14 protein-coding genes and 1 tRNA gene are annotated in these 18,156 nt (G+C 52.4%); 4 read left to right on the top strand and 11 right to left on the bottom strand.

The window, feature by feature from the left end; genetic code table 11:
- Positions 1-44: 44 nt before the first annotated feature.
- Positions 45-1,529 (bottom strand): AMP nucleosidase, encoded by a 1,485-nt coding sequence (locus ACQZQY_RS18255; protein WP_256370263.1) that lies wholly within the window; start codon positions 1,527-1,529, stop codon positions 45-47.
- A 91-nt stretch (positions 1,530-1,620) separates the two neighbouring features.
- Between ACQZQY_RS18255 and ACQZQY_RS18250 the strand changes: the two genes are divergently transcribed.
- Positions 1,621-2,262 carry a glutathione S-transferase family protein gene (locus tag ACQZQY_RS18250; protein WP_390972476.1) on the top strand — a complete coding sequence of 214 codons (642 nt, stop codon included), beginning with the start codon at positions 1,621-1,623 and terminating at the stop codon, positions 2,260-2,262.
- A gap of 65 nt (positions 2,263-2,327) precedes the next feature.
- On the opposite strand, the gene shiA is transcribed toward ACQZQY_RS18250, so the two are convergent.
- Together shiA and ACQZQY_RS18240 are read right to left on the bottom strand one after the other, a co-directional pair.
- Positions 2,328-3,647, bottom strand: coding sequence for a shikimate transporter (gene shiA / locus ACQZQY_RS18245; RefSeq protein ID WP_136376860.1), 1,320 nt, complete (start codon positions 3,645-3,647; stop codon positions 2,328-2,330).
- Between the two features lie 233 nt (positions 3,648-3,880).
- Positions 3,881-3,956, bottom strand: a tRNA-Asn gene (locus ACQZQY_RS18240).
- 469 nt (positions 3,957-4,425) lie between these two features.
- Here ACQZQY_RS18240 and nac point away from each other — a divergent pair.
- Positions 4,426-5,352, top strand: a complete 927-nt coding sequence (gene nac, locus ACQZQY_RS18235) for a nitrogen assimilation transcriptional regulator NAC (RefSeq protein WP_431296157.1) — start codon at positions 4,426-4,428, stop codon at positions 5,350-5,352.
- Positions 5,353-5,425: 73 nt separating this feature from the next.
- On the opposite strand, the gene ACQZQY_RS18230 is transcribed toward nac, so the two are convergent.
- The 4 genes from ACQZQY_RS18230 to ACQZQY_RS18215 all read right to left on the bottom strand — a co-directional run bounded on the left by ACQZQY_RS18230 (position 5,426) and on the right by ACQZQY_RS18215 (position 9,580).
- Entirely contained in the window at positions 5,426-7,225 is a 1,800-nt protein-coding gene (locus ACQZQY_RS18230; protein ID WP_431296156.1) for a glycoside hydrolase family 19 protein, read from the bottom strand.
- A 191-nt stretch (positions 7,226-7,416) separates the two neighbouring features.
- Positions 7,417-8,361 carry a LysR family transcriptional regulator gene (locus tag ACQZQY_RS18225; protein ID WP_431296155.1) on the bottom strand — a complete coding sequence of 315 codons (945 nt, stop codon included), beginning with the start codon at positions 8,359-8,361 and terminating at the stop codon, positions 7,417-7,419.
- A 198-nt stretch (positions 8,362-8,559) separates the two neighbouring features.
- Complete coding sequence (locus tag ACQZQY_RS18220) at positions 8,560-9,111, bottom strand: glycoside hydrolase family 108 protein (protein ID WP_056769422.1); 552 nt, start codon at positions 9,109-9,111, stop codon at positions 8,560-8,562.
- A gap of 28 nt (positions 9,112-9,139) precedes the next feature.
- Positions 9,140-9,580: a winged helix-turn-helix domain-containing protein gene (locus ACQZQY_RS18215; RefSeq protein ID WP_056769424.1), complete on the bottom strand. Its 441-nt coding sequence runs from the start codon at positions 9,578-9,580 to the stop codon at positions 9,140-9,142.
- Positions 9,581-10,089: 509 nt separating this feature from the next.
- On the opposite strand from ACQZQY_RS18215, the gene ACQZQY_RS18210 reads away from it, so the two are divergent.
- Positions 10,090-12,177 carry a glycosyl hydrolase family 18 protein gene (locus ACQZQY_RS18210; protein WP_431296154.1) on the top strand — a complete coding sequence of 696 codons (2,088 nt, stop codon included), beginning with the start codon at positions 10,090-10,092 and terminating at the stop codon, positions 12,175-12,177.
- A gap of 289 nt (positions 12,178-12,466) precedes the next feature.
- On the opposite strand, the gene ACQZQY_RS18205 is transcribed toward ACQZQY_RS18210, so the two are convergent.
- The 4 genes from ACQZQY_RS18205 to spy form a co-directional block, all read right to left on the bottom strand.
- Positions 12,467-12,811: a phage holin family protein gene (locus tag ACQZQY_RS18205; RefSeq protein WP_056769428.1), complete on the bottom strand. Its 345-nt coding sequence runs from the start codon at positions 12,809-12,811 to the stop codon at positions 12,467-12,469.
- 371 nt (positions 12,812-13,182) lie between these two features.
- Complete coding sequence (locus tag ACQZQY_RS18200) at positions 13,183-13,488, bottom strand: YbdD/YjiX family protein (RefSeq protein ID WP_056769431.1); 306 nt, start codon at positions 13,486-13,488, stop codon at positions 13,183-13,185.
- Complete coding sequence (locus ACQZQY_RS18195) at positions 13,481-15,565, bottom strand: carbon starvation CstA family protein (protein ID WP_056769432.1); 2,085 nt, start codon at positions 15,563-15,565, stop codon at positions 13,481-13,483. The genes ACQZQY_RS18200 and ACQZQY_RS18195 overlap by 8 nt, the downstream gene beginning before the upstream one ends.
- Before the next feature lie 291 nt (positions 15,566-15,856).
- On the bottom strand, positions 15,857-16,357 hold the full coding sequence (gene spy / locus ACQZQY_RS18190; RefSeq protein ID WP_122094860.1) for an ATP-independent periplasmic protein-refolding chaperone Spy: 501 nt from the start codon (positions 16,355-16,357) through the stop codon (positions 15,857-15,859).
- A 367-nt stretch (positions 16,358-16,724) separates the two neighbouring features.
- On the opposite strand from spy, the gene ACQZQY_RS18185 reads away from it, so the two are divergent.
- Positions 16,725-18,146 carry an aminotransferase class I/II-fold pyridoxal phosphate-dependent enzyme gene (locus tag ACQZQY_RS18185; protein ID WP_183847513.1) on the top strand — a complete coding sequence of 474 codons (1,422 nt, stop codon included), beginning with the start codon at positions 16,725-16,727 and terminating at the stop codon, positions 18,144-18,146.
- Positions 18,147-18,156 lie beyond the last annotated feature (10 nt).

Below are 18,156 nucleotides of genomic sequence, written 5' to 3'. Positions count from 1 at the left end.
AAGTCTTTTTTAAGAAGGGGCTGAATTAAAGTGTTAAAAAACAATTATCGGAAAGGAGGCTCGTTAAAGGTACGTAATTTTCGCGAATGCAGATGATCCCCTTCGGCACGCAGCAGATCGATGGCGCAGATGCCGATTTGCAAATGCTCTGAAATCGCCCCTTCATAAAACTTGTTTGCCTGACCGGGCAGTTTGATTTCACCGTGAAGCGGTTTATCGGAGACGCACAGTAACGTGCCGTACGGGACGCGGAAGCGGTAACCCTGCGCGGCAATGGTCGCACTTTCCATATCGACGGCCACGGCACGGCTGAGGTTAAAGCGCAGCGCCGAGGCGGCATAACGCAGCTCCCAGTTACGATCGTCCGTCGTGACCACCGTGCCGGTGCGCAGGCGCTGTTTCACTTCCTCGCCGGGCATTCCGCTCATCTTTTTGGTGGCGTCATACAGCGCGCGCTGCACTTCGGCAATGCTTGGAATAGGGATATCCGGCGGTAACACCGCGTCCAGCACGTGATCGTCACGCAGATACGCGTGCGCCAGTACGTAATCGCCAATGGACTGCGTTTCACGCAATCCGCCGCAGTGACCAATCATCAGCCAGACGTGCGGGCGCAGCACTGCGAGGTGATCGCAAATCGTTTTGGCATTGGCCGGACCGACGCCGATGTTCACCAGCGTGATCCCCGCGCCGTCGCGGGCGATCAGGTGATAGGCCGGCATCTGGTGTTTTTTCCACGCCAGATCCGACACCGCCTGTTCCGGATAAAGCGTATCGGCAGTGATAAACACGCTGCCCGCGCAGGCCAGCGCTTCGTACGGGCTGTCCGGATCGGCAATCTGTGCGCACGCCCAGCTGACAAATTCATCGACATAGCGCGTGTAGTTGGTGAACAACACGTAAGGCTGGAAATGTTCAATCAACGTGCCGGTGTAATGGCGCAGGCGCGCGAGGGAAAAATCAGCCCGCAGCGCGTTGAAATGAGAAAGCGGGAAGGTATCGCCGGGGTAATACAGGCCATCTGCCGTTTCATCGCCAATTTGCGACAGTTCCGTGGTGGGAAAATGTTTCGCAAGCCCCGCGCTCATTGAGCGGTCGAGCATCAGGTCCGATCCGTCGATCACGTAAGAGTAAGGAATTTCCTGTTGCGACGGCACCACTTCAATCACCGCATTGTACTCTTCCTCCAGCAATGACAGCTGCTCGGTCAGATAATGACGGAAAAGTTCAGGATGGGTGATGGTGGTGGAATAGCGTCCGGGGTGCGAGAAGCGGCCATAGGCGCGGGTCGGATTTTTGGCAGGCGTCACGCCATCCCAGCTGACACGCAGTTCAGGGTAAACAAATAATCCCGCCGCGCGGTCAGCCACGTCCGGCAGCGTGCCCTGAACAATGAAATCTTTAATCGCATCCCGCAGTGCGGCGACCGAGTTGTTGTACATTTCTTCGAGCTTCTCAATCGCCTGTACCGCGGTGAGGGACGTGTTATCCATACGCTTTTCCTTTGTGCTTTGTTCATCATCATTCAGTCTAAATATGGCTTGTCTGAAGAGCGCCGCCAATGTTTTATTAGGCTATGAAAACCGGATGACGCTTTTATGAACGAACAGGGGACAGTGAATGATTCGGGTGTGGGGCAGAAAAACGTCGTCTAATGTGCAGGCGCTGATGTGGTGTATCGGGGAATTAGGCCTGCAGTATGAAAGAACTGACATCGGCCATAAATACGGCGGCAATGACACGCCGGAATTTCTGGCGATGAACCCGAACGGCACCGTTCCGGTGATCCGCGATGGCGAAGGGGAGGCCCTGTGGGAAACCGGCGCCATTCTGCGCTATCTGGCCGGAAAATACGGTGCTGAGACATTCTGGCCGAAGGATGCTGAACGGCGTGCGCACATCGATAAATGGACCGAATGGGCAAAAATCGGGGTGGCGATGAATTTCACCGCGCCGGTATTCTGGATGGTAGTGAGAACGGCGGCGAAAGATCAGGATCATCAGGCGCTGAAAAAATCATTGCAGAACCTGAACAAGAAACTGGCGATTGCTGAGGCGCAGATTGTCCGATATGGCTACCTTGCCGGGAGTGAATTCACGCTGGCCGATATTCAGTTTGGACACAGTTTGTATCGCTATTTTGATATCGCCATTGATCGGCCACCTTACCCGGCCATCGAACAATATTATGAAAAACTTAAACAGCGTCCGGCATTTGCGGAGCATGTGATGGTGTCCTACGAAGAGTTGCGGGTGGTTTAACGCCGCCCCGGATGCAAAAAGCCCGCTTAACTTTCATTAAGCGGGCTTTTTTAATGGCTTACTTTTCAGTCCGGCTGAGGTGTTTTCATCACTATCGCTGTCAGGGCCGAGAGCAAACAGCCCGCCATCAGATAAATGGCGACGGAATGCCATTCACCGCCGGAGAAATTCAGTAACGCGGCGGCAATAAACGGCGTAAATCCGCCACCCACCACGCTGGCGACCTGATAACCCACACCGGCACCACTGTAGCGGTAACCTGCGCCAAACATTTCCGTGAACATCGGTTGCTGCACACACACCACCATATCGTGAGCGATATTAGCCAGCAGTAACGAGAAAATTACCACGCCGACAAGGGAACGTGCTTCCAGCGCCATAAAGAACGGGAACGCACTCAGGGCACCGACGAATGCGCCGGTAATGTAGATGCGGCGACGTCCGAAGCGATCCGCCAGCCAGGCAAACAGCGGGATCGTCAGACAGCTTATCCCGCCGACCAGCAATCCGATATTGAGAAACAGCTCACGCGACATCCCCAGGTTGTGCGTCGAATAGTTCAGTGCGAACGCGGTGACAATGTACATCGTCAGCAATTCGCAAAGGCGCAGGAGGATGATTTTCAAAAATGCGCCGGGGTGGCGGTTCAGTGCTTCGAAGACCGGCAGGCGTTTTTTCGCCTCTTTGGGCTGTGCTTCCTGAGCACGTTCAAACTCGACCGACTCTTCCATGCCGTTGCGGACCCACAGCGCGCCCAGCACCAGCACAACGCTGAACAGAAACGGCAAACGCCAGCCCCAGCTGAGGAACTGGGCGTCGGTGGTCAGGTGGCTTATCAGCGACACCAGACCGGTAGCCAGCAGCAGACCGACGCCGTATCCCATCTGGATGCCGCTGCTGTAGAACGCCTTTTTACCCGAAGGTGCACTTTCAACGGCGAGCAGCGCAGCGCCACCCCATTCGCCGCCGACCGCAAAACCCTGAATGGCGCGCAGGGTGACCAGCAGAGCCGGGGCCCACCAGCCAATGGTTGCGAAAGAGGGGAGGATACCGATGCATGCGGTGGCGATGCCCATGATCCAGACGGTCATCATCAGCATCCGTTTGCGACCCAAACGATCGCCGAAATGGCCGAAGACAATGCCGCCGAGCGGGCGGAAGAGGAAGCCTACGCCGAAGGTGGCAAACGCGGCGAGCGTGCCCATTGCCGGGTCAATTTGCGGAAAAAATTCACTGTTAAACACCAGCGCGGCGGTGATGCCGTAGAGTAAAAAATCAAACCAGTCGACGACTGCGCCGACGAAGCTCCCCCAGGCAGCCCGGCGGGCACGGTGATATGAAGGTATTTCCTCATCGGGGCGGGGGGCAGTGAGCATGGCGTCCATAATTGTCCTGTCTGTTCCTCAGATTTCTAAACTTTTTCGTTATTAAAATAGGCAAAAGGTTATTGAGTTATCAAAAAGCTTAACAAAAACCGCTACTGAGACTACAGCGTCAACCGCCAGGTTAAAATGCTTTTGCAAAATGAAAGGGGAGAAAAGGGGCAAAGCAGGCAAGGACATCCAAAACACCAAAGCAAAACGCCCGCTTAAGTTTCCTTAAGCGGGCGTTTCTAATATGGCTCCTCTGACTGGACTCGAACCAGTGACATACGGATTAACAGTCCGCCGTTCTACCGACTGAACTACAGAGGAATCGTTGGAACGGGGCGAATAATAGCGACTGCCCCTGTGCATGTCAAAGGGGAAACTGCATAAATGTGTGCGTTTGCTGATACTTTGGTCAAGTTGTTGAGAATAGAGTCAAAAAGGCCGGTTTGAGCGGTCGGGGCAGTAATCTCGGAGCGTCTGATACCCCTAAAAGCCGCCAGTTATTCATCCTGCTAATTGATAAGGCTGAACCATAAGAATGCATTATGTTGGTGCGCTCACGATGAAATTATTGCGCGATCACACTGCATTTTTTTCTGCGCAGACGTTTATTGCGCGCGCCATCCAACCGTTTTCTCTTATGTTCCGGGGGATTGGCGGCGATGCGCCCGTTTTTTCATCTGGCCGCCGGAGATTGGCGCAGATCTTGCTTTTATCAGAGCTGCTTATAAATATGCTGTTCGTGCATTACGTCAGTTCAGGGTACCCCTTACCGCGCAAGATGGAGGCAGAGATGAATCTCAGGCGTTTAAAGTACTTCGTGAAAATCGTCGATATCGGCAGCCTGACGCAGGCCGCTGAGGTTCTGCATATCGCTCAACCGGCGCTGAGCCAGCAGCTGGCAACGCTGGAAGGTGAATTGCAGCAACAATTGCTGATTCGCACCAAGCGCGGCGTCACGCCCACGGAAGCCGGTCACATTCTTTATTCCCATGCGCAGGCCATTTTGCGTCAGTGTGAGCAGGCGCAGTGCGCCGTAAGCAGCGCCGGGCAATCACTCAGCGGGCAGGTGTCGGTCGGCCTTGCGCCGGGCACGGCGGCTTCACAGCTGGCGCTGCCGCTGTTGCAGGCAGTGCGCGAGCAGCATCCTGGCATTTTGCTGTATCTCAATGAAAACTTTGGCACGGCGCTGGGTGAATGGGTGCTGGATGGCCGCATGGACATGGCCGTGCTGTACGGCGCGCGCCCGGAAGCCGGGCTGTGCAGTCAGCCGCTGATGAGGGAAGATCTGTATCTGGTGGGCACGCATGCTGTGCCGAATCCGGGAAAATACGTTGAGCTGAGCGAAGTGGCCAGGCTGAATCTGTTTATGCCGCGTGCTTATAATGTCATGCGCCGTCTGGTGGACGATGCCATGTCTTTGCGTCGCCTGAGCGCTAACATCATTGGTGAAATTGAATCTTCTGCGACGCTGACCGCCGCAGTAGCCAGCGGGCTGGGTGCGACGATCCTGCCGGAGTCGGCCGCCCGTGCCATGATCGGCCCGGCGAAAGCCTGGATGTCATGCATCAGCAGCCCGGCCATTCAGGTGCCGCTTTCACTGTGTATCTCAGAAACGCGGGCACTGTCGCCGGAGGCGATGGCGGTGAAGAAAATCCTGCTGGGGCTGGTTGCCGAGCAGACCACGCCGGTTGCTGAACCGATGCTGGTGGCAAGCTGAACCATGAAAAAATGGGCGATCGTCGATCGCCCATTTGATTTTCCCCGGTCAGGAGTGACCATTAAAACAAGGTTTACTTACAGGCTTTAATTTCCTTCCATTGTGACCATTCGCCAGTGAACTCCGGGTTCCCGGGTTCATTGTTCTGTGTCCAATAGTTAGCCAGATACTCCTTGCCTTTCCACACAACGCTTTCGCCTCCGTAGTAGATTTTTTGTGCGTCCCAGTTGTTCGCGCAGGTTTTACCCGTGCCGGTATCCGGCAATGGTTGCACCTGCGGCGTCACCGTCAGCGTATAAGAAGCCACATCGCTTTTCTTGCCGTCAGAAACAGTCAGTGTGAAGGTGTACTGTTTTTTCACCGTCACCGTCGGGGCAACAAAACTGATGCTGTCACGATCGGTACCCTCCAGCGTATTACCGTTTGGCAGCAGCCAGGAGTAAGACAGTTTGTCACCGTTCGCATCGCTGGACGCGGCGGCGTTAAGTGTCACGTTCGCTTGGCTTTCCACATCACCAATCGGCCCGCTCAGTTTTGCCACTGGCGCCACGTTAGCGTCCGCCGGGGCAGGGGTTGGGTCCGGGGTTGGCGCTGGCGCTGGCGTCGGATCCGGCGCTGGCGTGACCGGCTCGACCTTGCCGGAGTCATCAACAATCGACACATTAAAGAAGTGCTGAACGCAGCGTTTGTAGTCGCCTTCTTTAAACGCAGAGAATGGCGTCTGGTAGCCGACTAACTGACAGGAATACGTCGAGCCTGTCGGGGTACTCGGATCCCATCCCCAGTCCTGTTCCCAGTACTGTGGCAGTGCGCCTGAGCCACCTTCATCGAACTGTTTCATGTTTTTACAGCCGAGCACTTCATTGGCAGGCACCGGCACTTTCAGGTATTCCGCTTCACTTTTGTAGTAGGAGATACGGTTTTCACCCTGAGCAATTTCGGTTGGACCGCCGCACTCCACGCCGCCGTTAATGATCTGGATGGTCACGCCGAACCCCGGTACCAGGCCGTTTTCTTTATCATGGGCGTTAGGCTGCCAGGTTCCGTCGATCACGTGCAGCATGCTGGGTTTCGGTGCCTGCGGTGTGACGAAGAAGAACACGGCGCTGGCGAGGTTCAGCCAGGTGTCCGCGACCAGTTCCGGTTTATCGAGCAGCGTTCTGACCGTGCCAAACATCGCGTCTGAGAACGGACCGTAGTTGTAGTTATAGGAAAGTTGTTTTGCCCCGCGACCAAAATAGCTGACGAAATCACCCTGCGCGTCTTTACCGCAAGGCCAGGTTTGCCCCTGCCAGACGTCCGGATTACATTCGCCGTTATAGCCGCCTTTCTGGCCTTCGGCCCAGCCCATTTCACGCAGCCACACCAGCCCCTGTCGCCATTCCGCCTCAGGGCGCCAGTTTTCATGTCCGCCGGTTTCCTGGGCGAAGTGCGCGAACATTGTTGCCAGGCCTTTACGGCAAATCGCGTCGGAATCACGCCCGTCAGTGTAAGTACCGCAAACTGCCGGGAATTTACCTATCGCTTTAATGAAGTTTTCATAACTGTATTCCGGCGCGCGGAGCGGGAAAATATAATCCCATTGCTCTTTGCTGAGGATTTTCTCAACGCGTTTTACGTTATCCGGGTTTGCCGCACGGCCCGGCGCAATTTTTTCAACGGAATCATTATCCAGCGTGCGGATGGAAGCTTTCACTTCCTGCATCAGCGGGTTTTGCGTTAATGAATTTTCTTTTTTGATCAGATCACTTTCTTTAATAACGTACGGTTCTGAAGGGGCAGGGGTTTCCTCCGCCAGCGCGGCAGAACTTGCAGCCAGCAAACAGGATGCGGTAATAAGATTTAAATAAAACTGAGGCTTTAATCGATGCATAGTGAATACCCTTCATTCGTTGCAATAAGTACAAGAATAAAAACTCTGAGGAGTTTGTGTTTTCAATGTCAGTCTCAGACCAACATTGAAAGGGTAATCTTCACCGGGTTACTTCACTATTAAAATAAGAACATTGTTCATCATTAATTACGTGTGATTTTGCGTTGTGCCGTTGAGATAATCATTTATTTTCAGGAGCAGGTTTCAACGGCCTTGAGTGAAGAAATGATATTATTAACACCCCGGACTTTGGTCGTTCTGGTGACAAAGTTTGCATATGTTTTTAAAGTTTCATGATGAATGTCATCGGGTAATGTAAATGTTACTAATTTGCTGTGACGTTTTTCAATAAAATACTCCGCCACTTTTCTCGGAAAGATGGCGATCATATCACTGCGCTCAACGGCAGCAATGATGCCATTCATAGACGATGAGTTATAAATGACTTTGCGCATATTGGTTTTTTCATTCTGGATATGACGATTATTAACCGACACCAGTTTCATGGTCTGGCCTTCGCTGTGACAATACACGGCATGGGGTAACGTGTAATAGTGTGAAAGCGTAAAGGCGGGTTGTGACGCCAGTAAACTGCCGGAGCTGCACACCACCACGAAATCATCCACGGAATCAATTTCAACAGAGGTGATGCTATGGTGGTGAAGGGCAAAATTACTCAGCACGATGTCATTGCAAGATTGCAGCAGATTTCTCACACATTCATCATGGTTAAATATGGTGGAGTTAGTGAAGGCGAGAAGGGTTTCCTGTAAATCATCTTGCTGATGTAAACGTTGAAAGTAAAAACTTTCGATTAAGTCAGAACACATGACTTTAACTGAAGAGACGGTTTTTTCCTGATTTTTAGCTTTATGAACCACGTCATCAATTATACACATGGCATGTGAAAAAGATTCATGAATGTCCAGAGCTATTTGTGTTGGTTTCATGCCCTGAGCGGTTCTGATAAAAAGTTCGACGGCTAAGAAACGTTGTAATTTATTAATGGAAAGACTGACCGCAGAAACGGAGAGTTCAAGTTTTTCAGCTGCGCGCGAAAGGCTACCAGAGACTATCACTTCATTCATGATCTTGATCAGATTATAATCAAACTCATTTATTTTATCGTAAATCATTACTTTTCTCCGTCATCAAGATATGGAGCCTGCATCATTCACATTGTGATGCTACAAATAAAGTAAAAAAATCTCAAAATATCATGATATTTGTATGCATTAATGAGTGGTTTGAATTAATTCCTAATAGCTAAACGATGTTGCGCATCACAAGTGAAGTTATTGCAGCTCATTTATTTGTATAAGAAACACTTATGTTTAAAGCGTTATCAGGCGCACCCGGTTTCTCATCCAGCCGTAAATGAAGGATTCATTACTGGCCTTACTTTCGGCTAAATCAAGATACCGTTGTCCCTGGCTGCAATTGAGCGATGTGACCAGAACAGCGTCTCCTTCCTGCCCGCGCAGTCTCAGGAACCCGGCCAGCGCATTCAGCGTGGCAGGCCCAATTTTTCCGTCAACGGTGATATCGGGATAAACCTGGCCTTGCTGATTATATGCATTGAGCCAGCGTTGTAGCCACTTAATACCCACGGAGGGCCCCATATTTGTCCCGGTATCACACAGCTCTAACGCCAGAGCCGGTGACAAGGCGTGGATTTTGTCAAACCCTGGCTGATACCAGTAGTTTTTCTCCAGAATGATATATGCCTGTTCACGGGTAAATGCTTTCATATCGCCGGTATAGCCATAATCACGTGCGGTCTTTTCGGTGATGCCCCAATGTGTCGCGCCGCCCGGATCGTCGGGATGGTTTATATAAGCCCCTTCATTTTCCAGCACGGCATCAATAATAGGATTGCTTGGCATAGTGGAACCCTCTGTGAGTAAAGAGATCTCAGATAACTAAGGTAAGATATACACCTACTCCGATTAACAGCACTAATACAATCAGACTCAGTAAAATAGGGTTATATGATATTTTTGTTTTGGGTTTTTTTTCCTGAATTATATCGATTGTTATTGAGGTATTTACCCGAATGCCTGATTTAGGTACGGTGATAAACAATTCATCCAACCCTAACGTTTTAAGATCGCGGCGAATTAAATAGAGTGTTTGGGTAAGGCTGGCGTCGCTGGTAAAGGTACTTCTGGCACCCCATAAAGCATAAGATATCGCTGACTTTTCTATCACTTCGTCTTTAGCGTGTTCAATGATAAAACTGAGGCATCGGGCTCGCATCGTGGTCAGTTTAATATTCATTCCATTATTCAGCGTCTTTAACTCTTTCGTTCCTTCGTTGAAAACGTACAGCCCATTAATAAGATAAACGCTCATCTTTCAACACTCTCCAGTCCGGTGGTAGAAAATTGCTGGCTTTCATTTTTCGATAGGATTTATCGTATCTTCTTTTTTGAAATTCACCACATTCAATCAGAATATTGTGATTAATTTTAGATAAGTTGTGATCTGTTATAAAAACTGACGTGTTTTTTGAGTGAAATTAAAAAGTCTTTTGAGTTTAACTTGAAATAGAAAATATAAAAATTGAATGATTGACGTTGAATTATAGGATTTTATTTATATCATCGGTGGCACATTAAACCCGTATTGTGACTCATTGCTTAAACCGGCAGGTTGATGTTTTTGATTGCAAAACCCCGGCAGCTCATTACTTGTCCAGATTCCTGCACTATCAGATAAAAAATTGATGCTCATTTCCTGAACATCATCGTTGTCAAAAATATTTATGCTGAATGATGATTTGAGAGAAAACGTCCTCTCACTAATTATAGCTTCAACAGCAAGACGCTGTTAGACCCTTAACTTCTATTCAGGAAACTATTATGGCTACCAGTAAATTGATTAAAACAGATTCTCTGACTGACAAATCTTATAAAGCGGACGGTTTTGACGCGTCGAAAGACACGGTGAAATATAGCTATACCTCTGCCCGCGTGGCTAAACCGGTGTACAACAAGTATGACACCACCAATAAACCTAAAGTCTTCGGTTACTACACTGACTGGTCGCAGTATGACAGCCGTCAGACCGACGGAGATGACACCCCGGCTAACCGCGGTCGCGGTTATGATTTAGCCAACGTCAGCCCGACGGCGTATGACAAAATCATTCTTGGCTTCCTGGGCATTGTCGGCGACAGCACCGGCGAAAAAGCGGAAGTTATCGCCCGCGCAGCAAGCAATCTGAACAAATCCACTAACGAACCCACCTTCCTTGACCCATGGGGCGACTTCCAGACCAGCAACAACGTTGGCCTGAAAGAGTCCGGCTGGGAAGAAATGGACGTGAACTCCGCCACTCAGGCGACAGTAAAAGGTATCGTCGGCGGCCTGCGTGATCTGCAAGCCAAAGCCAAAACCCAGGGGCATGACCTGGCACTGTCGATGAGTATCGGCGGCTGGACCATGAGCAGCGGTTTCCACAACATGTCGCAAACGTCTGCGGGGCGCAGCACCTTTGCAAAAGGCGTGGCAAAACTGTTTACCCGCTTCCCGATGTTCTCTGAAGTGGATATCGACTGGGAATATCCGGGCAACGCCGGTAACAACAATGCCTACAGCGATTCTGATGGTGCGAACTATGCATTGCTGCTGGCTGAAATCACCAAAGAGCTGAAAGCCATTAAACGCAGTGACGTCAAAATCAGTATCGCCAGTTCTGCGGTGGTAGCGATTTTGGAAAAATCAGATGTCGCCACACTGCTGAAAAACGGTCTGTACAGCATCAACGTGATGACTTACGACTTCTACGGTACGCCGTGGGCAGAGAAACTCGATCACCACACCAACCTGCACGCGCTGGTAGAAGGCGGCTGGGGCGTGGATACCATCGTTGATTACCTGCTGGCGAAAGGCTTCCCGGCTGACCGCATTAACGTAGGTTATGCGGGGTACTCACGTAACGGCCAGAATGCGGTTCTGGAAAGCTACTCACCGCTCAAAGGTACCTACTCACCGACACCCAATGCTGAAACCACCGGCACATTCGAAAGCGGTTGCAGCGAATGGTATGACCTGATCAATAACTATATCGATCTGGAAAACCAGAAAGGCCGTAACGGTTTCAGCGTGTACACCGATCAGGTTGCAGACGCTGATTACCTGTACAACAAAGACACCAAACTGTTCGTTTCCCTTGATACTCCGCGCAGCGTCAGGGCTAAAGGTCAGTATGTAGCGAAAAAAGGGCTTGGCGCACTGTTTACCTGGACTATCGATCAGGACAACGGCGTACTGGTTAACGCCGCGCGTGAAGGTCTGGGTTGCACCGTGACTAATCAGGTTGTCGATATGGCACCGTTCTACTTCGACGGTATCAATGTCGCCGGCGAAGTGCCTGATGATGATAAACCTGCCACTAATACCACACCGGTTGCGGATATCCAGTTGCAGGTGATCAGCGGTTCAAAAGTGCGTCTGAGCGGTGCTGCCTCCAGCGATGCCGATAACGAAGCGCTGACCTACAAGTGGAGCGTTCCGGCGGGCATTTCGCCAAACAGCACCACCACGTCAACCATTACCTTTATCGCGCCAACCGTGGTCAGCCGTGCTGAGTTCCAGTTCTCCCTGACGGTCACTGACACCCATGCGGCCACTTCCGTTGCCAAAAACTACACGCTGGTGGTCTTTGGTGAAGAAGTGATCGACCCGACGCCAACGCCTGAACCGACCCCGGAGCCGACGCCGGAACCTACCCCAGAACCGACGCCTGAACCTACGCCAGAACCGACTCCGGAACCGACACCAGCACCGGCAGGTAAATACGACGAGTGGGAATCCGGCAAGGTATACAACACCGGCGATAAAGTCAGCCATAAAGGAAAAGATTACGTGGCTAACTACTGGACTCAGGCAAACGAGCCAGGTCTGGCAGAGTTCACCGGTGAATGGTCACAGTGGAAGTTACTCTGATTACACCACGCAGACGTCATGAGGTTCTGACCTCATGCTAATGAAAGCGCAAAGCGGGACACTTACGGGTGTCTCGCTTTTTTTGCTTCAACGGTGTGCTGTGCACCTTGCCGAACCCGCGTCAGACACACCGGTTAAGCAGGCTGCATCAGAGACAGCGCAGGGTGTGGCCTGGCGTACTGAGAGAGAAGTGGCAGGTTGAGACAGTTAAAGCAGAACGAAGAGGGCGTACAGCGCGGGAAGAGGGCAAAAAAATCCCCCGCAGACCTGGGTCTGTCGGGGGAAGGGATTAACCTTGTTGTTTCGGTGCGGGGGTCATGGTGTCAATGAACGCCGAAATTTTCTTACCGAGCAGGGTGATAATCGGCCCGGCAAACACGCCGCCCAGCCCGGCGATGACCAGTAGCTTGTCATCGTTGGCATCGTGCGACAAAACGAAAATACTCAATATCATGCCGCTGAAACAGGAGACGATAACCTGTAAAAGACAGGCCTTGAGTTCATCCATGAAGGCCTTTTTCTGTCTCAGCATGATGTAGCGAACGACGCCACCCCACGCTGACATTCCCATAACGGCAAAAACAATACTGTGCTCTATGGTGACGATATCTCTGGCATGTGCTGCGCCAATCATGATGCTTTCCTCTAAGGTAAGAATAAAACCGGTTAACTTGTGTATGGTTAAATTATCACCAGAAGAGGCGGGGCAAAAATCACATAGCCACACATTTTTGCGTGACGGTTTTTAGCCGCGCAATCGCGAAAAGTGAGAAGACGAAAGGAAAGCAGGCCGCAACCGGGCGAGGTTTTTTCTTAACCAGAAAGGCTTAGGCCGCACAGTGAGTTTTTTATCCCACACACCGGCCGGCAATTTAAAAAAATAATAGCGTTTGAATTTCAGAAAGATAACGCGCGTGATAATTTTGTTCGCACACTAAGCATATCAGCCCGTCATCCGTGACGGGCTGCGCAAGGTTTTAGTTCACGGCACAGAAACTCTGCGCCTCAGCACGGACATTTTCCCATCTTACCGCCTTCGCTGGGAAATCTTGCCTCAAGACAGCGGCGGTGAAACTCCCGCTCGGACATCGGCTCGTTATCCGGGTGTCGCACCTTCATATGCTGCACATAATTCTGGTAATCCTGCACGCCGACCATCAGCCGGAAACTCTGCGCAGTGCGCCGGATAGCCAGCTTCAGCCAGCCGGAAACGTTGTGCGGCTTCGGCTCGACGATAAACAGCGGCTGACAGCTGATGATGCGAAACGACGCCGGTCGCGGTGTTTTAAACAATGCGCGTGACTCAGACATGGCGCACCTCGCCAACCGGGCGGCCTTCACGACGCAGCACCACGGCTGTTTCATGTACCGTCGGCGTGGCAGATTTCAGTGCGCGGCGGATAACAAAGAACGACGACACCAGCATCGTCACCGCCACCAGCATAAAGAAGCCACACAGCACGGCGTTGATCTGATTATTCAGCACGATGGTATGCATATCAGCCAGTGTTTTGGCCGGTTTGATGATTTCACCACTGTCGATCCCGGCAGAGAATTTCTTCGCCTGCGCCAGGAATCCAATCGACGGTTTTTCGTGGAAAATCTTCTGCCAGCCTGCGGTCATCGAGGTGATGAACAGCCAGATGGTCGGCAAAATAGTCACCCAGGCATAACGCTGTTTTTTCATTTTGAACAGCACTACGGTGCCGAGGATCAGCGCCATTGAGGCCAGCATCTGATTGCCGATACCGAACAGCGGCCACAGAGTATTGATGCCCCCTAACGGATCGACCACGCCCTGATACACGAAGAAACCCCAGCCCGCGACCGCGACGGTAGTACCGGCGAACGTGCCGATCCACGAACGGTTATTGGCTAGAGAAGGGACGGCAACGCCCACCAGATCCTGCACCATAAAACGGCAGGCGCGGGTACCGGCATCCACGGCGGTCAGGATGAACAAGGCTTCGAACAGGATCGCGAAGTGATACCAGAAGGCCATCATCGCGCGGCTGTTAAACACCTCAGTAATGATGTGCGCCATGCCGACGGCGAAGGTCGGTGCGCCACCGGCGCGGGACAGGATTGACTGCTCGCCGACGTCTTTGGCAATTTGCGTCAGAATGTCCGGCGTGATGACAAAGCCCCAGCCGTTAATCACCTGCGAGGCACTTTCCACCGTGGTGCCAATCAGCGCCGCCGGTGAGTTCATCGCAAAATAGACGCCAGGGTCGATCACCGACGCACAAATCAGCGCCATGATCGCCACAAACGATTCCATCAGCATCGCGCCGTAGCCGATAAAGCGGATGTGACTTTCGCGCTCCACCAGTTTCGGCGTCGTGCCGCTGGAAACCAGCGCGTGGAAACCTGAAATCGACCCGCAGGCGATGGTGATAAACAGGAACGGGAACAGGCTGCCGGAGAATACCGGGCCGCTGCCGTCAATAAAACGCGATACGGCGGGCATTTTCATTTCCGGCATGGCGAAGACGATACCGACCGCCAGCCCGGCAATAACGCCGATTTTCAGAAACGTTGAGAGGTAATCGCGCGGTGCCAGCAGCAGCCAGACCGGCAATACCGAGGCAATAAAGCCATAAATCACCAGCACCCAGGTCAGCGTGGTGCCGTGCAGGGTAAAGAACGGCCCCCAGTACGGGTCCGCCGCCACGTTTCCGCCGTAAACAATCGCGAGCATCATCAGCACAAAGCCAATCACCGACACTTCAGCGATTTTCCCAGGACGCAGAAAGCGCATATAGATGCCCATAAACAGGGCAATCGGAATGGTCGCGGCAATGGTAAACAGCCCCCACGGACTGTCGGCCAGCGCTTTGACCACCACCAGCGCCAGCGCGGACAGAATAATGATCATCACGCCGAGCGCGCCTAGCATGGTGATGACGCCTGCGAAATTACCCAGCTCCTGCTTCGCCATTTCCCCCAGAGATCGGCCATCGCGGCGGGTAGAGATAAACAGGATCAGGAAATCCTGCACCGCACCGGCCAGCATGACGCCGACTAAAATCCAGATGGTGCCTGGCAAAAAGCCCATTTGCGCAGCAAGGATCGGGCCGACCAGCGGGCCTGCTCCGGCAATCGCCGCAAAGTGGTGGCCGAACAGCACCCATTTATTGGTCGGCACATAATCCAGCCCGTCGTTGTGACGCTCGGCGGGGGTCATGCGTTTATCGTCGAGTTCAAATACTTTTTCGGCGATAAACAGACTGTAAAAACGGTAGGCAATGCTGTAACAGGCAATGGCGGCAACCACCAGCCAGAGCGCGTTGACGTGTTCGCCACGACTTAACGCCAGCATGCAAAAAGCAAAGGCTCCGATGAACGCCACCACCAGCCAGGTTATCCCGGACTTGACGCTTTTCATGATTACAACTCCTTGTGAGTGGTCCTTTGTCGTGCTGGCCACTTTTTTTGTGAGAGTGTGAGGTAGGGAGGTAAGGGTCGGCGCGCCAGCGGCACGTTGCGACTATGTTAAATTACTGGTCAAAAATAATGTTTTTGAACAGAAAAGTTTGAAGTTAAAAGCGGAAGTGTGATGCGGTTTACGCTTTGCACAGAGAGTACTGGTCGGATGACAATAAAGTTGTGGCGGGGCAGGAAAAAACCAAAAAAAAAACCGGCCACGAAGGCCGGTCTATTTCTGTCAGGTCGGGGATTATTCTGCAGCAGCAGGTTTTTCCTGACCTGGTTTGTGGTCACGCATCTGTTCCATTTTGGCAGAGCGTTTCTGGTAGTTCTCGTTGAACTGTTTTTTCTGCTCAGGTGTCAGCAGGTTATACATTTTGTTCTCTGCACGGGCACGGTCGAGCATACGGTCAGACTGTGCTTTGGTGATGGTATCAATCTGCGATTTCACTTTAGCTTCGTCGAAGCTGTCGGTCGCCACCAGGCTGTGCATCTGATCCATCTGCGCTTTCATAGCGGCACGGTCAGGGCGTGCGCCGCTGTCTTTCATGATGTCTTTCATCTGAGTTTTTTGCTGCTCAGTCAGGTTCAGGCCGGCAAACGGGTTCATGTGTTGCGGGCCTTTATGATGCAGCATTTTGCCGTGAGCAGCATCAGGTGCTGGAGGTGCAGTCGTCTCAGCAGCAAACGCGAAAGAAGCAGAGCTCAGAGCCAGGGTTGAAGCCACAATCATTGCGGTAAGTTTACGCATAATAAAATTCCTTATTGAAGATTCAGGCACGTTGCCCGTTTTGTTTCGACGAAAGCAAGTCTACTGAATCCAATGAATAGTAATGCGAGGTAGATGTAAAATTCTGAAAGTCGGAGAGACACATTTCGCGCAATCATGGAGAAAATGTTTAGAAAGCGTAAGGTTAGGCGAACAGACGTGACTGGCGGTTCGGATAAATCCGAGTCATGCGAAGGATTCAAACATTAACATGATGAATGATTTGTCGCTATAGCCCGCGTGTAAAGAATGTTTGAAGTTTACTCACGGTTTACTTGGTGATGAACAGGCGAAAACAGGCATAATAGTTTTCATTTCGTTAACACCGCCTGTAACAGTGATCCGCATTATGACTGAATCCCGCTATGCCCAGCTGGCGCGCACGCTGCGCAAACAAATTGACACCCAGGTCTGGCTGCCCGGCGATCGCCTGCCTTCATTGCGCGATACCTGCAAGCAGTCTGGCCTGAGCCTGATGACGGTGTTGCAGGCTTACCAGCTGCTGGAAAGTCAGGGAGTGATCGTCGCGCGACCTCAGTCCGGTTACTACGTGGCTGCCGGATTGCAGCGTCCGGTGCGGCATCAGCCGGACGAGCGTCTGCACGCCGCCGAGCAGGTGGACGTCAACGATGCCATTTTTGATATTCTCAAAGCCGGACAAGATCCTGGCGTGGTGCCGCTTGGCTCGGCGTTCCCGGATCCGACGTTATTTCCCCAGCCGCGTCTGGCGCGATCGCTTGCCAGCGCCGTGCGCCGGATGTCCCCTCACAGCGCCACTGCCAACCTGCCGCCGGGTAACGAAGAGTTGCGCCGCAGCATTGCCCAGCGTTATGCGCAAAACGGTATCGAAGTCGCGCCGGATGAAATCGTCATTACGTCTGGCGCGATGGAGTCGCTCGGGCTGAGTTTGCAGATGGTGACCGAGCCGGGAGACTGGGTGGCGATTGAGTCTCCGGCTTTTTATGGTGTGTTGCAGGCCATTGAGCGGCGCAAGCTAAAAGCGGTCGCCATTCCGACTGACGTGCGGTACGGCATGGATCCCGATGCATTGGAAAAAGCGCTGGAAACCTACCCGATCAAAGCCTGCTGGCTGATGTCCAGTTATCAGAATCCGCTCGGCTGTACCTTGCCGCCGGAAAACAAGGCCCGGCTGGTGGATATTTTGCAGGCGCACCAGGTCGCCATTATTGAAGATGACGTTTACAGCGAACTCTATTTCGGCAGTGAACGCGCGGTGCCGCTGAAGGCCTCGTCCTACCGCAGCGAGATCCTGCACTGTTCGTCATTTTCTAAATGTCTGGCACCGGGTTTTCGCGTCGGCTGGGTGGCGGCGGGGGCATACGCCGAGCGCATCCAGCGGTTACAGCTGATGAGCACTTTATCGGCCAGCGTGCCGGTGCAGCTGGCGCTGGCCGATTATTTACAGCAGGGAGGTTATGACACCCATCTGCGCCGTCTTCGCCGCGTACTCGAGCAGCGACAAATGGCGATGTATCACGCCATTCTCGCCGAATTCCCCGCACAGGTTTCTGTCAGCCAGCCAAAGGGCGGCTATTTTTTATGGCTGGATCTGGGGGAAAACGTCGATGCGGCGCGGGTCTATCAGCTTGCGCTGGCGAAAGGCGTCAGTGTGGCGCCCGGCAGCATGTTTTCCGCCGATCAGCGTTTCAGCCACTGCATCCGTATCAACACGTCTTTCGAATGGGCTCCGCACACCGCGCGCGCCATCTCGATTCTGGCGGCGCTGGTGGCGGAGGAGATTAAACAGTGAAAAGCGCGTT

It is taken from the genome of Rahnella sp. PAMC25559, assembly GCF_050632365.1.
Lineage (GTDB): Bacteria > Pseudomonadota > Gammaproteobacteria > Enterobacterales > Enterobacteriaceae > Rahnella > Rahnella rivi.
This window is presented reverse-complemented; position numbering and strand designations above follow the sequence as displayed.

Coding starts and splice junctions, on each gene's coding strand:
- ACQZQY_RS18250 (WP_390972476.1), top strand. CDS start 1,621: ATGATTCGGGTGTGGGGCAGAAAAACGTCGTCTAATGTGCAGGCGCTG.
- shiA (WP_136376860.1), bottom strand. CDS start 3,647: ATGGACGCCATGCTCACTGCCCCCCGCCCCGATGAGGAAATACCTTCA.
- nac (WP_431296157.1), top strand. CDS start 4,426: ATGAATCTCAGGCGTTTAAAGTACTTCGTGAAAATCGTCGATATCGGC.
- ACQZQY_RS18230 (WP_431296156.1), bottom strand. CDS start 7,225: ATGCATCGATTAAAGCCTCAGTTTTATTTAAATCTTATTACCGCATCC.
- ACQZQY_RS18225 (WP_431296155.1), bottom strand. CDS start 8,361: ATGATTTACGATAAAATAAATGAGTTTGATTATAATCTGATCAAGATC.
- ACQZQY_RS18220 (WP_056769422.1), bottom strand. CDS start 9,111: ATGCCAAGCAATCCTATTATTGATGCCGTGCTGGAAAATGAAGGGGCT.
- ACQZQY_RS18215 (WP_056769424.1), bottom strand. CDS start 9,580: ATGAGCGTTTATCTTATTAATGGGCTGTACGTTTTCAACGAAGGAACG.
- ACQZQY_RS18210 (WP_431296154.1), top strand. CDS start 10,090: ATGGCTACCAGTAAATTGATTAAAACAGATTCTCTGACTGACAAATCT.
- ACQZQY_RS18205 (WP_056769428.1), bottom strand. CDS start 12,811: ATGATTGGCGCAGCACATGCCAGAGATATCGTCACCATAGAGCACAGT.
- ACQZQY_RS18200 (WP_056769431.1), bottom strand. CDS start 13,488: ATGTCTGAGTCACGCGCATTGTTTAAAACACCGCGACCGGCGTCGTTT.
- ACQZQY_RS18195 (WP_056769432.1), bottom strand. CDS start 15,565: ATGAAAAGCGTCAAGTCCGGGATAACCTGGCTGGTGGTGGCGTTCATC.
- spy (WP_122094860.1), bottom strand. CDS start 16,357: ATGCGTAAACTTACCGCAATGATTGTGGCTTCAACCCTGGCTCTGAGC.
- ACQZQY_RS18185 (WP_183847513.1), top strand. CDS start 16,725: ATGACTGAATCCCGCTATGCCCAGCTGGCGCGCACGCTGCGCAAACAA.